Annotated in this window: 13 protein-coding genes; 2 read left to right on the top strand and 11 right to left on the bottom strand. The window is 65.1% G+C overall.

The annotated features are described in order from the left end of the window. Positions 1-10 precede the first annotated feature (10 nt). Genes QA645_RS12585 through QA645_RS12555 form a run of 7 tightly spaced genes read right to left on the bottom strand, consistent with a single transcriptional unit; the run spans position 11 to position 5,618 of the window. Positions 11-298: an MSMEG_0570 family nitrogen starvation response protein gene (locus tag QA645_RS12585; RefSeq protein WP_283050554.1), complete on the bottom strand. Its 288-nt coding sequence runs from the start codon at positions 296-298 to the stop codon at positions 11-13. Then, positions 291-1,457 carry an MSMEG_0565 family glycosyltransferase gene (locus tag QA645_RS12580; RefSeq protein WP_283050552.1) on the bottom strand — a complete coding sequence of 389 codons (1,167 nt, stop codon included), beginning with the start codon at positions 1,455-1,457 and terminating at the stop codon, positions 291-293. The genes QA645_RS12585 and QA645_RS12580 overlap by 8 nt, the downstream gene beginning before the upstream one ends. Then, positions 1,454-2,449, bottom strand: a complete 996-nt coding sequence (locus QA645_RS12575) for a sll0787 family AIR synthase-like protein (RefSeq protein ID WP_283050551.1) — start codon at positions 2,447-2,449, stop codon at positions 1,454-1,456. Before QA645_RS12575 ends, QA645_RS12580 begins: the two co-directional genes overlap by 4 nt. A gap of 2 nt (positions 2,450-2,451) precedes the next feature. Then, complete coding sequence (locus QA645_RS12570) at positions 2,452-3,000, bottom strand: MSMEG_0567/Sll0786 family nitrogen starvation N-acetyltransferase (protein WP_254194875.1); 549 nt, start codon at positions 2,998-3,000, stop codon at positions 2,452-2,454. Next, positions 2,997-4,115 carry an MSMEG_0568 family radical SAM protein gene (locus QA645_RS12565; RefSeq protein WP_283050548.1) on the bottom strand — a complete coding sequence of 373 codons (1,119 nt, stop codon included), beginning with the start codon at positions 4,113-4,115 and terminating at the stop codon, positions 2,997-2,999. Before QA645_RS12565 ends, QA645_RS12570 begins: the two co-directional genes overlap by 4 nt. Beyond that, positions 4,042-5,097, bottom strand: coding sequence for a Nit6803 family nitrilase (locus QA645_RS12560; RefSeq protein ID WP_283050546.1), 1,056 nt, complete (start codon positions 5,095-5,097; stop codon positions 4,042-4,044). Before QA645_RS12560 ends, QA645_RS12565 begins: the two co-directional genes overlap by 74 nt. A 38-nt stretch (positions 5,098-5,135) precedes the next feature. Beyond that, on the bottom strand, positions 5,136-5,618 hold the full coding sequence (locus QA645_RS12555; RefSeq protein WP_027526573.1) for an MSMEG_0572/Sll0783 family nitrogen starvation response protein: 483 nt from the start codon (positions 5,616-5,618) through the stop codon (positions 5,136-5,138). A 331-nt stretch (positions 5,619-5,949) separates the two neighbouring features. On the opposite strand from QA645_RS12555, the gene QA645_RS12550 reads away from it, so the two are divergent. Then, entirely contained in the window at positions 5,950-7,338 is a 1,389-nt protein-coding gene (locus tag QA645_RS12550) for a PLP-dependent aminotransferase family protein (RefSeq protein WP_283050541.1), read from the top strand. 15 nt (positions 7,339-7,353) lie between these two features. Here the strand turns inward: QA645_RS12550 and QA645_RS12545 are convergent, their stop codons facing one another. The 4 genes from QA645_RS12545 to QA645_RS12530 form a co-directional block, all read right to left on the bottom strand. After that, on the bottom strand, positions 7,354-8,313 hold the full coding sequence (locus QA645_RS12545) for an ABC transporter permease (RefSeq protein WP_254133233.1): 960 nt from the start codon (positions 8,311-8,313) through the stop codon (positions 7,354-7,356). After that, on the bottom strand, positions 8,310-9,422 hold the full coding sequence (locus QA645_RS12540; RefSeq protein WP_283050538.1) for an ABC transporter permease: 1,113 nt from the start codon (positions 9,420-9,422) through the stop codon (positions 8,310-8,312). Before QA645_RS12540 ends, QA645_RS12545 begins: the two co-directional genes overlap by 4 nt. Further along, entirely contained in the window at positions 9,415-10,962 is a 1,548-nt protein-coding gene (locus tag QA645_RS12535) for a sugar ABC transporter ATP-binding protein (RefSeq protein ID WP_283050536.1), read from the bottom strand. Before QA645_RS12535 ends, QA645_RS12540 begins: the two co-directional genes overlap by 8 nt. 73 nt (positions 10,963-11,035) lie before the next feature. Beyond that, positions 11,036-12,166, bottom strand: a complete 1,131-nt coding sequence (locus tag QA645_RS12530) for a sugar ABC transporter substrate-binding protein (protein WP_254133236.1) — start codon at positions 12,164-12,166, stop codon at positions 11,036-11,038. A 453-nt stretch (positions 12,167-12,619) separates the two neighbouring features. On the opposite strand from QA645_RS12530, the gene QA645_RS12525 reads away from it, so the two are divergent. Then, positions 12,620-13,930 (top strand): ABC transporter substrate-binding protein, encoded by a 1,311-nt coding sequence (locus tag QA645_RS12525; RefSeq protein WP_283050533.1) that lies wholly within the window; start codon positions 12,620-12,622, stop codon positions 13,928-13,930. The last annotated feature ends 311 nt before the right edge of the window (positions 13,931-14,241 follow it).

The raw sequence follows: 14,241 nt of genomic DNA, 5'->3' as shown, positions 1-14,241 counted from the left end.
TCAGCTCCTGCTATTCTTCAAATGAGACGATTGTGACGGAAGCGCCGGGCGTGGCCTCGAACTGCGCGACCGCCGCTTCGATCCGGGCAAGCTGTCCGAGTGCGCGCGAGCACAGAAAGCCGTACTTCTCACGGACGCGCTCGGCCGCGATCGTCAGCGCGATGCGGCTGCGGTCGCGAAAATCGTCGAGCGCATAGGTCGTGCCGGCGACAAAATGATCCTTGATGACGAGCGAGGGCGAATAGCAGGCCTCGATCCGCTCATCGGGCCAGCGCACGTTGAAATGCATCTCAGGCATAATGCATCTCGCGCATCTCTTGATAGGCCGCCATGTGTGCCCTGGCAGCGCGGCTCCAGTCGTGATGCCTGGCGACCCCAGCGCCATTCGCAATCAGGCGCGAGCGCAGGGGCTCGACGAGCGCACTGAGGGCGGCATCCGCGATCGAGCCCGCGTGATGCGGATCGCACCAGGCAACATCGTCGGGGCCGAGATATTCCGTGAAAGGTGCGATATGCGAGACCGCCGCCGGCACGCCGCTGGCCATCGCTTCCAGCACAGTCAGGCCAAAGCCTTCGCGCAAGGACGGGAACAGCAACACATCGGCCAGACGATAGAGCGATGGCATATCGGCATCCATCAGCGGACCGGTCTCGATCACCGCATCCGCCGGCAGTCCGGCATCGCGCAACCGCGAATTGAACTGTTGGCGATAGAGACCATGGTCGAGGAGAGACGCGCCGCCTGCGATAACGAGCTGCGCGGACCGGTGCACGGCGTGCACCTGCCGGAAGGCATCGAGAATGCCGAGCGTGTTCTTGCGCTGCTCGACGCCGCCGACCGAGAGCAGGATCGGGCCGGCGCGAAGGCCGAGCCGGGCGCGCAGCATCTGGTCGGCGGATGCCGGGGTGGCTGAATAGCGCACCGTGTCGACGCCGTTGCCGACCAGCGTCGCCGAGCGCGACATCTCCGCCATCAGCTGCGCTTGCCAGAACCGGCTGACGACGAACAGGCCGTCGGCGTGAACAATCGAGCGACGGTCGAGTTCGCAAAGCCGCTCGTCCCTGAATGCATCGATGTGATGAACGGTGCGGACGTAACGTTGAATCAGGCCGCGCTGCTTCAGCGTCGCGAGCGCATTGCCGGAGATACCGTCCTGGGCGTGGAAGACGTCGTACTGCCGGTTTGCGGCATCCTCGAAATGCCTGACATAGTCCGCGATGCGCGCCTCGACCATCGCGACGACGTCGCCGGAGGTGGGCGACGCCGGCACGGAGCGCGTCGCGGCGCGGCTACGGCGGAAGAAGCCTTTGCCTGCGGGATCGGGCGCGTGCACGACCGGCCGATGCCCGAGGTCTGCCAGCGCGTCGGCAAGCGCGAGCGCGTGCACCACGCCCCCTCGTGGATTGGTCGAATGCGTGAGGATCGCGATGCGAAGCCCGGACGAACCGCCGCTCATGCCACGCTCCGCTGCTGATGGCTCTGACCTGGCGCACATCCGATCAAGGGCTGTGCCGCAAAATCCCAGACCGTTGCGCGGCCGCAAGCGGCGCGAATATCCACGCTCGTTCCCACGCTGACGTCTCCGATCGCGGCTGCTGCGATGCCGCGCCGCTGGAAGCGCGACAGGATCTCGTCGACGGAGTCGGGCTTCGCCGACAGGAGATAACCGAAGCTCGGGAATGTGAGCAGCCAGCGCTCGAGCGGCGCACCGGCGGGAATTGGAATCGCCTCAACGTCCAGCGTGATGGCGACCTGCGAACACTCGGCCAGCATCGCCGCAGTCCCGACGACACCGCCCTGGCTGATATCCTTGGCGGCGAGCGCGAGCCCAGCCTCGGCAATGGACGGCAGGATCTCCAGATCGTCGCGCAACCGCTGCGCCGGTGCGTCGGTCGCCGCTTCCCAGTTCGCGAACGGCTCGCGGTAACGGCCGCGAAGATCTATCGCCGCGATGATCTTGTCGCCGGGCCTGGCGTCGAAGCTGGTGAGGAGGCGCTTCGCGCGGCCGAGGATTGCGACGGCAAACTGGCTCTGGCCGCTGCGCACATTGGTATGCCCGCCGATCACGGGCACACCGAATGTCTTCGCGGCGGCTTTCAATCCTTCTAGGATGGGCGCGGCCTTGTCCGCACCATTGGACCAGATCGCGTTGACGATGGCAGTCGGCCGCCCGCCCATCGCCGCGACGTCCGAGATGTTGACCATGGCGCCGCACCAGCCGGCAAACCAGGGGTCGGCGGCGACGAATTCGTTCATGAAGCCTTCGATCGCGAACAGCGTGTAGCCATCCCCCTCCGGGATCGCCGCGCAGTCGTCCCCCACCGCGATGGCGTCGCCCCCCGAGAGGTCGAGCGCGGCCGCAACAGAAGCGATGTCGGCCTTGGCGGCGATGCCGCGGCTTTGGCGGAGCCTTTCGGCGAGGCTCGTGAGTGCGGCGTCCGTCAGCATGATCAGGCCGCCAGTTTTGCGAGCGACAGGAAGCCGGTTTCCGGCGTCCGGAATGGCGGGTAGTGGTCAAGGTCGGCCTCCATGCGATGGTGCGGCCGGCCGAGCAGTTCGAATTCGCCGAGCGAGCGCCAGTGCATGTGCTGGAACAGAAGCGCATTCTGGCTCTGCACGTTGGCAAGGAAGCGCCGGCAGCCGCGCGCATGCGCAGAGGAGACGGCAAGCCGGATCAGACCGGCGCCGACCGCGCTGAGCCGGCGATAGCCCTTTTCAACGGCAAGGCGGGAGCCCCACCACACATCCGCCTCGTGTTCATCGGCATGAATGCGCACGGTGCCGACGACATCGGCCTCGGCCACGCCGAGCAGCGACACGGCGACGAGCGGAATGGCGATATCGTCGACCGCGTCGCGATCATCGCCGGAAAACACGTTCTGCTCTTCGCAAAACACGTCGCGACGCAGGGCTGCTGCGGCGGCACGCTCCCAGGCTTCGGTTGCGAACTTCACCTGGAATTCCGGCGCCACGAATGGCTTGAACGGTTCGAACATCATGCGCTGGCTCCGCGTTCGTAGGTGGACAGGGCCGAGCAGGCGCCGCATTTGCCGCAACCTGCCTTGATGTCGGTGGCGCGCAGTCCGCCGGCGCGCAGCATCCCGGCGAGCGGACGCAAGATGTCGTGCATGAACGCTGCAGACGGCGTCGGATGGCTCTCCAGCGGCGTGCCGGCAATCGGCACGAACGGCACGACGAAGGGATAGACGCCGATATCGATGAGGCGGCGCGACAACGCGAGGATCTCGGAAGGTTCGTCGCCGAGGCCAGCGAGGATGTAAGTCGAGACCTGACCGCGTCCAAACACCGGGACGGCCGCAGCGAACGCTTCCATATATCGTTCGACCTGGACCTGCGCCTTGCCCGGCATGATCCTCTGCCGCACCGCCGGCCCGATCACCTCCAGATGCATGCCGAGCGCGTCGACGCCCGAACTCTTCATGCGCTGGAACCAGGCGAAATCATCTGGCGGTTCGCATTGCGCCTGGATCGGGAGATCGACGGCAGCTTTGACGGCCTGCGCACTCTCCGCAAGGATCCCGGCGCCGCGATCGGACGTATGCGGCGTGCCCGTCGTCATCACCATATGGCGGACACCGTCGAGCTCGACGGCCGCCTTGGCCACTTCGGCGAGCTGCGCCGGCGCCTTGCGCTCGACCGTGCGTCCCGCCGCGAGCGACTGCCCGATGGCGCAGAACTGACAGGTCTTGGTGCGGCTCTGGTAGCGGATGCAGGTCTGCAGCACGGTGGTGGCGAGGACGTCGCGCCCATGCAGGGTCGCGATCTTCCAATAGGGAACACCGTCCTCGGTGGTGCGGTCGTAGAATTTGGGTCGCAACGGAAACGAGACGTCTGCGAGCACCACGCCATCGCGCGAGATGCGGCTGCGCCCGGCCTCGTCCGGACGCTCGACGAGGTAGGGGCTCTCGAAGGCCGGCGCGTTGTGAACCGGAATCATCACGGTCGCGCCGTCGATCGTGAACGGCGTGTGATCCGACGGCCCCGCACCGCCGCGACGGCCGGTTCCCGCGGTCTTGGGATCAGCGAGCCGGACCCCGAAGGACTGCAACTCGTTGATCAGCTGCTCGGTCGGCATCGCCTTGGGTTGCGGCATCTGCGGTCTCATCTGATGGGTCTCCGGGAATGGGCGCGAGGCGGTTCGGGTGAAAGCCGTGCATCGGTCGCGCGGCTCGGTCGTTCAGCACCAGCGAAAGCAGCTCCGGCCGCGCGTAGTGGCCGACCGAGTCCATCATCCGCTTGCGTTTGGTGATCAGGGCGAGATCGAGATCGGCGACGAGGATGCCCTCGCCGCTGGTCAGCGGCGGCACCAGATGATTTCCTTCGGGAGAGACGATCGCGGTCATGCAGCCGCCGCGCAGGCCTTTGCGCAGGCCCTCCTCCGGCGAGATCTTGGCGATCTGTTCCTCAGTCAGCCAGCCGGTGGCATTGACGACGAAGCATCCGCTTTCCAGCGCATGATGCCGGATCGTCACCTCGATCTGGTCGGCAAAGATCTGTCCGACCAGCGACCCCGGAAACTGGGCCGCATGGATTTCCTCGTGCTGGGCCATCAGCGCGTAGCGGGCGAGCGGGTTGTAATGCTCCCAGCAGGCCAGCGCACCGACCCGGCCGACTGCGGTCTCGACCACCTTCAGGCCGGCGCCATCGCCCTGCCCCCAGATCATGCGCTCATGAAACGTCGGCGTGATCTTGCGCCGCTTCAGGACGATCGCACCGTTCGCGTCGAACACGAGTTGGGTGTTGTAAAGCGAGCCGTGATCGCGCTCGTTGACGCCGAGCACCACCACCATGCCGTGACGCTTGGCCGCTTGCGCGACCGCGTCCGTCACGGGACCGGGCACGACGACGGCGTTGTCGTAGAGCTGGATGTGTTCGGCGCCGCTCAGGACCGGCGGACGGACAAAGGAGAAATACGGGTACCAGGGAACGAACGTCTCCGGAAAGACGGCGAACTGGACTCCCTTGGCCGCCGCCTCCGCGATGGCCGCCAGAATCCGGTCGACCGTTCCGGTCGGCGTGTCCAGATCCGGCGCGATCTGAATCGCACCGGCTCTGATCGTGCGTTTCGCTGTCACTGTGTTCCTCCCTCGTCCGTCGCGTGAGCCAGCCGAGGTCAGACGGTCCAGGTGTGGATCATGAACGCGTCGTCCCTGCGATGAAGCAGGATCAGGTCGAGCACATCGAGCGGATTGATCGGCCGGATGCCCGGAATGAGCGACGGTTCGCCATGGCCGTAGAGCGCCTGCAACGCGAACCGGCAGGCATAGACCTTGCCGCCTTCATCCATGAACTTCGCGAGCTGGTTGTTGAAGTTCTGCGCGCCCGGGAAAGCCTCGTCGCCGATCTTCGGAAAGCCGCGCTGAATGCCGAGCGTGACGCCGGGGCCGTAGAGCAGAACCGACGTCTCGAAACCCTTCCGCTTCAAGCGCAGCGCCTGGAGAATATTGACGAGACCGATGGAGCCCTCGAACGCGACGGTGTGGAAGGTGACGAGCGCTTTCTCGCCGGGCTTTGCTTTGACGTCCTCGAACACCTTCTCTTCGTAGTCGACGAGAAAATCGCCCTTCTGACGCGCGGGCATGTTCACTGCTGGCATAGACACCTCCTGTTCACGTCCGGCCTCCCGGATCGAGATCAGGTTTTGCAATCAATGTGCCAAAGGGCGTTCTGCACTACAAATCATCAAACCATACAATATGCATTCATTTATACATTCAATGTTGAATGGAGACCTGACTGGATTTGGCTATGCTCACGTTGAGTGCGAAGAATACTGCCTGAAAAATACTGGGCAACGCGCTCGATCGGTGTGCAACACACGCGGGCGAACCGCTTCGCCGAAGCGACCGAACGCCGCGATACAATTGCCTCGACGCTTGCAACAATATACAGTCAATTCTGCTGACGTAACTTGACGGAACCGAGCAATGGCCGACTGGCGACCCGACCTATCGAACAGCGACAAGCCGCGCTATCTCGCGATTGCAGATGCGATTGCCGACGATATCGCGGCCGGACGGCTCGTGATCGGCGATCGCCTGCCGCCACAGCGCAAACTCGCCAAGCGCCTCGATGTCGATTTCACGACCGTCGCGCGCGGCTATGTCGAAGCCCAGAAGCGCGGGCTGATCGAATCGAAGGTCGGACAGGGAACCTTCGTGCGCGACAAGCCGCGACCGCGTCGCTCGGCGACGAGCTTCCCGCCTCGTCCCGTCGACCTGTCGATGAACCTGCCGCCCGAGCCCGATGATCCCGAACTGATCGAGCGCATGCAGGCCGGCGCCGAACATGTGCTGCGCGACATCGCCTCGTTGCTGCGCTACCAGGGCTTCGGCGGCACGCAGGCCGACAAGGATGCCGCCTCGAGCTGGCTCGGCCGCCGTGCGCTGGTGCCAGCGCAGAGCCGCATCTTCGTCTCGCCGGGGGCACATCCGGCGCTGCTCGGCATTCTCTCGATCCTTGCGAAATCAGGCGAGGTGGTGCTGTGCGAGGCCATCACCTATCCCGGCATCAGGTCCATCGCCGCGCAGCTCGGCATCACCCTCGTCGGCCTGCCGATGGATGACGACGGCATCGAGCCGCAGGCGCTGACCGATGCCTGCAAGAAGCTGAAGCCCAAGGCCATCTACCTCAATCCGACGCTGCAGAATCCGACCACGCTGACGATTCCGGATTCGCGACGGCGCGAGATCGTCGCGATCGCGCGACGCTTCAAGCTCCCGATCATCGAGGACGATGCTTACGGCTTCATTCCCGAGCACGGCCACGGCCACGCGCCCTTCGCCGCGATCGCGCCCGATCTGACCTGGCACGTCGCGGGACTGGCGAAATGCATCGGAGCGGGCCTGCGCACCGCCTACGTCGTCGTGCCCGATACGCGCTCGGCCTGGCCGTTTGCCTCTGCGCTGAGGTCGGCGACCGTGATGGCGTCCCCCCTCACCGTGGCGATCGCGACGCGCTGGATCGAAGACGGCACCGCGGACACGATGTTGCGGTTCATCCGCGCGGAGACTTCGGCGCGGCAGAAGCTCGCCGCCGAAATCCTGCCCAAGGGATCCTATCGCGGCGATCCCCTGAGCTTCAACCTGTGGGTCGCGCTGCCCACGCCCTGGCGGCGCTCGGCTTTCGTGGAGCATATGCGCCAGACCGGCATTGGCGTGGTCGCAAGCGACGCCTTTGTCGTGAGCGATCTGCCTCCCGAGGCCGTGAGAGTCTGCATCTGCGGCCCTTCAAACCGCGCGCAGATCAGATCCGCGCTCGAATACGCCGCTCACGCGCTGGTCGAAACTCCGGCCCTGGCGTCGCCGTTTCTCTGATCCATTGGTGTAGCGTCAGCTCGTGACGCGTTCGCCGCGGCCGTAGACCAGCAGCATGAAGATGATGACGAGGCCGTAGATCACCTGGCGGCCGGCCTCGGGCATGTCCATGATCGACAGCACGCTGTTGAGCAGCACGATCAACACGACGCCGATCAGCGTCCCGAGATAGCGGCCACGGCCGCCGAGGATGTTGGTGCCGCCGATCACCACCGCCGCGATCGACGGCAGCAGATAGGCATCCCCCATGCCCTGATAGGCCTTGGTGGAATAGCCGGCGAGCAGAACGCCGGCGAGTGCGGCGGCGAGGCCGCAGAGGACGAAGCAGATCACGGTGATACGGCGGGTGTCGACGCCGGCGAGATACGCGGCCGCCTCCTTGTTGCCGATGGCATAGACGTAGCGGCCAAGCGTCGTGCGCTGAAGAACAATCGTGACGACCACCGACACGGCGATCCAGACGAACAAGGCGTTGGGGATGCCGAGCGTGCGGTCGCCGGCAAGCATCCGCATCAGATCGGTGGCGGCGGTCTGCGGGGCGTAGCCGCCGGTGTGCGCCACCATCAGCCCGCGCATCACCGCGTTGACGCCGAGCGTGAAGATCATCGAGGGCACGCGCAGATACGCAACCCCGATGCCGTTGATGAGACCGACCAGCAGCCCGACGCCGAGCCCGACCGGAATGGCGAGCGGTCCGCCGATCGACGTCGCCATCATGGCGGCCGCGGCCAGCGTCCACGGCACCGACAGATCGATCTGCGCGATCAGGATCACCATCATCATCCCGGCGGCGACGATGCCGAGGAAGGCGCCGATCTGGAGCTGCTGCAGCAGATAGGTCGGCGACAGCAGCGGCGCGCTGCCGAAGCGGGCAAACGTATAGATCGTACCCGCCACCAGGATGACGAGGATGAACAGCGCCGCGATCAGGATCGGACGGTCGTCGCGCGAGAGACTGAGTGAGGCCGAACTCATCGAAACAGCTCCAGCGTATTCTTGACGCGCAGCACGCCGAGCGCGCCGATGCTGACCGCCGCCAGCAGGATCAGACCCTCGAACAGCGGTTGCAACAACGGCGCGATGTCGAAGATACGGAAGAAGAACGAGATGACGCGCAGGACCATGGCGCCGAAGATCGAGCCGATCGCGCTGCCGGTCCCGCCGAGCAGCGACGTCCCACCGATCACGACGGAGGCGACGGAGTTGAGCGTATAGGCGCCGGCCTGCGGGATGTCGGCATTGCCCGAGGAGGTCTGGATGGCGAGAAAAAGTCCGCCACAGCCGGCGAAGAAGCCGGCGAGCGTGAAGGCTGCGATCTTGGCGCGATCGATCGGCAGGCCGGACATGTAGGCGGCGCCCTCGGCCGAGCCGACCGCATAGACGGCGCGACCCAGCACGGAGCGGCGGAACGGCACCCAGACCAGCAGCGCGATCAGGGCGAGCAGCACGAACGGCACCGGGATCCAGGCCACCGGCGCAAACCAGGGCGCCGCGCCATCATCGAAGATATGGACGGTCGCGGCGAAATCCCCGAGCGAATTGGTCAGCGCCCAGTTGAGATCCTCGTCGATCTTGCCGCCCGGCGTCGGCCGCAGGAACAGCGCAATGCCGATATAGACCGCGCCGGTCGCGAGCGTCGCGATGATCGGCTGGATGCGCCCATAGACGACGACGCAGCCATTGATGAAGCCGGCCAGCGCGCCGGTCGCAAGACACACGACGATGCCGAGCAGGATGCCACCGACACCGCCGGGAAAGGTGCCGAGGCCGAGATGCAGGCCGAAGATATCGAGATGCAGCGGCGTGCCGCCGGCCGCCCCCGTAAGCAGATAGCTCGCGAAACATCCGACCATGGTCATGACGGCGCCCACGGAAAGGTCCAGCCCTGATGCCAGCACCGGCACGGTCTGGGCCATCGCCAGCATGGCAAGCGCGAAGATCTCGTCGCCGTTCTGCACCAGAACCGCCGATGAGAAGCCCTTGGGGTGGGCGAGGTTGTAGAGCAGATAAAGAATCGAGAACAACAGAACGGCGGTGACGATGCCGATGTTCTGACGAACCCTGATGGCGATATCGTCAAGCATGGGCGGCTCCGGGCGTGTCCGGCGTCGCGGCGTCGATGTTCAGCGCGCTCGCGATGATGTTGGTCTCGTTGAGCTCGTCGCCTTCGAGCTCGCGCACGATGCGCCCGTCATACATGATCGCCACCCGGTCGCAGCAGCCGATGAGCTCGTCATAGTCGGTCGAGTAGAACAGGATGGCGGCGCCCTGGTCGGCGAGCTCGCGCATCAGCCGGTAAAGCTCCTGCTTGGTGCCGACGTCGATGCCGCGCGTGGGATCGTTGAGCAGGATGATACGCGGATCGGTCATCAGCCATTTGGCGAGAACGACCTTCTGCTGGTTGCCGCCGGAGAGCGTGGCGACCGCGTCGCCGGGCGCGCCGATCTTGATCTGCAGCCGCGCGATGGCGCGCTTGATCGCCTCCGTCTCGCGTGCACGGTCGACCAGAGGCCCGGTCGAGATCGTGTCGAGCGAGGCGATCACCAGATTGTCTGATATCGACATCGGCAGCATCAGGCCTTCGGTCTTGCGATCCTCCGGCACAAGCGCAATGCCGACCGACTTCGCCGCCGCCGGAGACGCGGGGCGCACCTCGCGGCCTTCGACGGTGACTTGTCCGGACACGCCGCGCAGCACGCCGAACAGCGCCAGCAGCAGGGATTTCTGGCCCTGGCCGTCGAGCCCGCCGAGGCCGACGATCTCGCCGGCGCCGACGCGGAGCGAGATGCGATCGAGGCGCTTGTCCCAGCTCAGATTGTCGACAGCCAGCATGGGCTTCGGCGAACCGCGCGCGGGCTTGGGCGGATATTGGGCTGCGATGTCGCGCCCGATCATGAGTTGAACGATATCGGCGGTCGAGCGCCGGCCCTTGTCGAAGGTCTCGATATGGCGTCCGTTGCGGAACACGGAGGCACGGTCGGCCAGCGCCTCGACCTCGTGCATCCGGTGCGAGATGTAGAGAATAGCGACGCCCTCGGCCTTGAGCCGTGCCAGCATGGCGTACACCTTCTCGACGTCGGCACTGGTCAAGGCCGACGTGGCTTCGTCGAGGATCAGGAGCTGCGGCTTCTTGCCGAGCGCCTTGGCGATCTCCACCACCTGGCGGCGCGACAGCGGCAGGTCGCGCACGCGCATCAGCGGATTGACGTCCTCGCAGCCGATCTCCGCCAGTAACGCCTCGGCGCGGCGGCGCTGCGCCCGCGCGTCGATGAGGCCGAAGCGGCGCGGCGGCGACGCGATCGAGATGTTGTCCGCGACCGAGAGGTCGGGCATCAGCGACAATTCCTGGAAGATGCAGACGACGCCGGCTGCATTGGCCGCCGACGGCGTCGCGAAGCTGACGTCGCGTCCATCGAGCCGCATGGTGCCGGTGTCGGGCTGGACCACGCCGGCGATGATCTTGATCAGCGTCGACTTGCCGGCGCCGTTCTCGCCCAGCACCGCGTGGATCTTGCCGCGCTCGCATGCGAAGTCGACGCCTTCGAGCGCCCGCACGCCGGCGTAGCGCTTGGAAATTCCGGACAGGGTGAGAAAGGCAGATTGGGTCAGGGTGGCATCCGACATGGCGGGCTCTGGCGGGCTCACGCAGCGGCGGCCCGGCAACTGCCGGGCCGCAACCAGGGCATCTCCAGCAGGCTCACTGGGTGTTCTTCTCGCTCTGCGACATGATCTCCGGCGCCGTGAAGTTGACGCCGCAGGGCGCGAACTGGTTCGGCGCGAAGAAGTTTGCGTTGAGGTCCGGCCAGAAATTGGTGCCGGGCTTCAGGTCCTTGTAGGTCGCGACCGGGATCGGGATCGAGATCAGCTGCGGCATCACATTGCCCTGCAGCGCGGAGATCGCCGCCTTGGTGGCGATGGCGACCAGCGCCGGAGACTGGCCGTAGGACATGCCCTTGAGCCCGTCCTTGGCGTGATCGGCGATCTGCTTGCGGTACTCGTTCTCGCCCTCACCCGACATCGGGACGAAGGGATGCTTCGCCGCCATCATCGCCTGCACAGTGCCGTCCGAGCCGCCTTGCGTGAACACGCCGTCGAAATGGCCGTGCACCGCGAGCGCGTCCGCCGTCACCTTCTGCGAGGTGCCGGTATCCCAATTGCCGACCACTTCGGTGATCTTGAAGCTGTTGCCCGGCGCTTCCATGACCTCGCGGAAGCCGAGATGGCGGTCACGGTCGACCGAATTGCCCGGCAGGCCGCGGACTTCGAGGATGTCGCCCGCCTTCTTGCCGCTCTCGTCGATCAGCCACTTCGCCGACATGCGGCCCATTTCCTTCTGGTCCTCGTTGACCATCATCACCTTGTCGGTATCCAGGACGTTGTCGAAGGGGACCACGACCACGTTGTTCTTGTCGGCAAGACGGATAATGCGGTCGAAGCCATCGGGAGCCACTGCGATGGTGACGATGGCGTCAAAACCCTGATTGATGAAGTCCTCCATCGCGCCGAGTTGCGCTGCAACATCGGTGCCGGTCGAGACGACCTTGAACTCCTTGATGTTCTCCTTGATGCCCGGCTGCGAGGCGAAGGCCTTTGCGGTCTTCACCATCTGGATGCGCCAGGTGTTGCCGACGAAGCCGTTGACGAGCGCGATCTTGTAGGGACCGGGCTTCTTGTCCCATTGGAAAAACTTGGTTTGGGCAGACCAGGGCTTGAAGCAACCCGGATCGGCGCCCGGACCGGACACCACTTTCGGCCCTGCCAAGGCACTGACCGGGGACAGCAACAGGCCAACGCAAGCGAGCCCCGCAAAACGAAGCGTCCACACCATGTCTCTTCTCCTGAGCTTTTGTTTCCACCCTTAACGCGGCGCAATGGCCAAGCCGGGAATTGGGCTTCCCGTGCAATTTGCGCCGCTAGGATGGCACGCAACCTCCGATGCGCACAAGCCGAATGGCTGCCGCCAGTCAGGCCTGCGGCGAAAGCGCGGGAACGAAACCATCACAATTGCGGGAGACGATGAAGTGCCGGGCGACGCTGAAAGCACACGCACGACAAGCGGATGTTGGCGTCCGGCCTGATGCAGCGCAATCGAATGATTGCGAACCAAAGCACGGCGCAGCGCAAAAAGAATGATACTCAGGGAAAAATGCCGTCGCGATCATGGTCGGCTGCGCGTCCGAATTGCCTGGTGCGGCGCATGTTGACTTTCATGCATGCCCTTCAAATACTCGCGGAAAAATATACAGCCAGTCGCAAACGACTGAGCGGAGGGAGGGATAGGATGCCGACTTCACGCAGGCAGCTGCTGAAGGGTACGGCGGCTGCCGCCGCCACACTCAGCCTCGATTGGACCCGGGCCCAGGCGCAGGCCGAGAATTTGCGCATTGGCCTGATCTACGATCTCACCGGACCATTCGCCGCGGGCGGCTCGGTCGCCTCCTCGGTCGGCGCGCAGATCGCCATCGATCTCGTCAACGAGAAGGGCGGCATCGGCGGCAAGACCAAGATCGTGCCCGTCCCCGCCGACTCCCAAAGCAAGGCCGACGTCGCCATCAACGAGGCCGAGCGCCTGATCAGCCAGGAAAAGATCGACATCATCAACGGCGTCTATTCCAGCGCGCATGCCGTGCCGATGGCGGCGAAGGTCGAACAGCAGAAGAAGATCCTCTGGATCACGACCGCGGTCTCGACCGCCGTGTTCAAGGACAAGAACCTGCAATATGTGTTTCGCGCGCAGATTCACTCCGACCAGTACGGCCAGGCGTTTGCGGGATTTCTCGCCGAGCACGCCAAGGGCAAGCTCGGCATGGAGCCGAAGGACGTCAGGGTCGCGCTGATCCACGAGGACGGTCCCTATGGCGTCGGCGTCGCCGCGGCTGACGAGGCCTATGCCAAGGAGGCCGGCATCCAGGTGGTGCTGCGCGAGGGCTATTCGGCCTCGGCGCCCGATCTCTCCGTGCTCGTGACCAAGCTCAAGCGCGCCAAGGTCGACGTGATCTCGCACGCCGGCTACAACCCCGACATCACCCTGTTTCTGCGCCAGGCGCGCGAGAGCGGCCTCCGCTTCAAGATGCTGTTCGGCGCCGGCGCCGGCTACAGCCAGCTCGACAAGCTGCGCACGACCTTCGGCGCCGACATCGACAATTTCTGCAACATCGATCCGGTGCCGGCGCAGCTGCTCGATCCGTCGAAGCTCGCACCCGGCATGGGTGATCTGATCAAGACCATGGTGACGCGCTACCAGGCCAAGACCGGCGCCACCGACGTGCCGCCGCACTGCTCGATGGGTTTCAATCAGACCTGGGTGCTGCTCAACAACGTGCTGCCGGTGGCGAAGGAAAAGTACGGCAGCTTCGAGCCGGAGGCCATTCGCAAGGCGGCGCTCGATGTCGACATCCCACCCGGCGGCACCATCCAGGGCTACGGCGTGAAATTCTTCCCGCCGGGCACGCCGCTCTCCGGCCAGAATGAACGTTCGACGCCGGTGGTGATGCAGAACGCCGGCGAGCACATCTCCGTGGTGTGGCCGACCAACATCCGCACCCAGGATCCCGTGTTTCCGCTACCGAAGGGCTCGACCTACGGGACGTAGAGATACAGCTCGCGCCGGCTTGCTCCCAGCCTCCCCTTTCAGGCAGGGCAATCGCATCTGGTCTTTTGGAACGAAGTGAGCACGCGCCTCGCCCTTCGAGACGACCGCTCCGCGGTCTCCTCAGGGTGAGGCTAATCGGCACCCGAGCCCTTCCAGACAGTTGCCGCACACTCCGTCCTCATCCTGAGGAGCCCGCCCAAAGCGGGCGTCTCGAAGGATGGCCGCAGGGAAATCACTCTCACATGCGATAGTCCTGCCCTCCAGGGGACGATAAGAGAGCGCGCTCCGCGCTCATGCCGTTGTAGCCGGCG

The organism is Bradyrhizobium sp. CIAT3101 (genome assembly GCF_029714945.1).
Classification (GTDB): domain Bacteria; phylum Pseudomonadota; class Alphaproteobacteria; order Rhizobiales; family Xanthobacteraceae; genus Bradyrhizobium.
The sequence above is the reverse complement of the archived record's forward strand: the minus strand, read 5'-3'. Positions and strand labels throughout refer to the sequence as shown.

Coding starts and splice junctions, on each gene's coding strand:
- QA645_RS12540 (WP_283050538.1), bottom strand. CDS start 9,422: ATGCTTGACGATATCGCCATCAGGGTTCGTCAGAACATCGGCATCGTC.
- QA645_RS12530 (WP_254133236.1), bottom strand. CDS start 12,166: ATGGTGTGGACGCTTCGTTTTGCGGGGCTCGCTTGCGTTGGCCTGTTG.
- QA645_RS12580 (WP_283050552.1), bottom strand. CDS start 1,457: ATGAGCGGCGGTTCGTCCGGGCTTCGCATCGCGATCCTCACGCATTCG.
- QA645_RS12585 (WP_283050554.1), bottom strand. CDS start 298: ATGCCTGAGATGCATTTCAACGTGCGCTGGCCCGATGAGCGGATCGAG.
- QA645_RS12570 (WP_254194875.1), bottom strand. CDS start 3,000: ATGATGTTCGAACCGTTCAAGCCATTCGTGGCGCCGGAATTCCAGGTG.
- QA645_RS12545 (WP_254133233.1), bottom strand. CDS start 8,313: ATGAGTTCGGCCTCACTCAGTCTCTCGCGCGACGACCGTCCGATCCTG.
- QA645_RS12550 (WP_283050541.1), top strand. CDS start 5,950: ATGGCCGACTGGCGACCCGACCTATCGAACAGCGACAAGCCGCGCTAT.
- QA645_RS12555 (WP_027526573.1), bottom strand. CDS start 5,618: ATGCCAGCAGTGAACATGCCCGCGCGTCAGAAGGGCGATTTTCTCGTC.
- QA645_RS12525 (WP_283050533.1), top strand. CDS start 12,620: ATGCCGACTTCACGCAGGCAGCTGCTGAAGGGTACGGCGGCTGCCGCC.
- QA645_RS12565 (WP_283050548.1), bottom strand. CDS start 4,115: ATGCCGCAACCCAAGGCGATGCCGACCGAGCAGCTGATCAACGAGTTG.
- QA645_RS12575 (WP_283050551.1), bottom strand. CDS start 2,449: ATGCTGACGGACGCCGCACTCACGAGCCTCGCCGAAAGGCTCCGCCAA.
- QA645_RS12535 (WP_283050536.1), bottom strand. CDS start 10,962: ATGTCGGATGCCACCCTGACCCAATCTGCCTTTCTCACCCTGTCCGGA.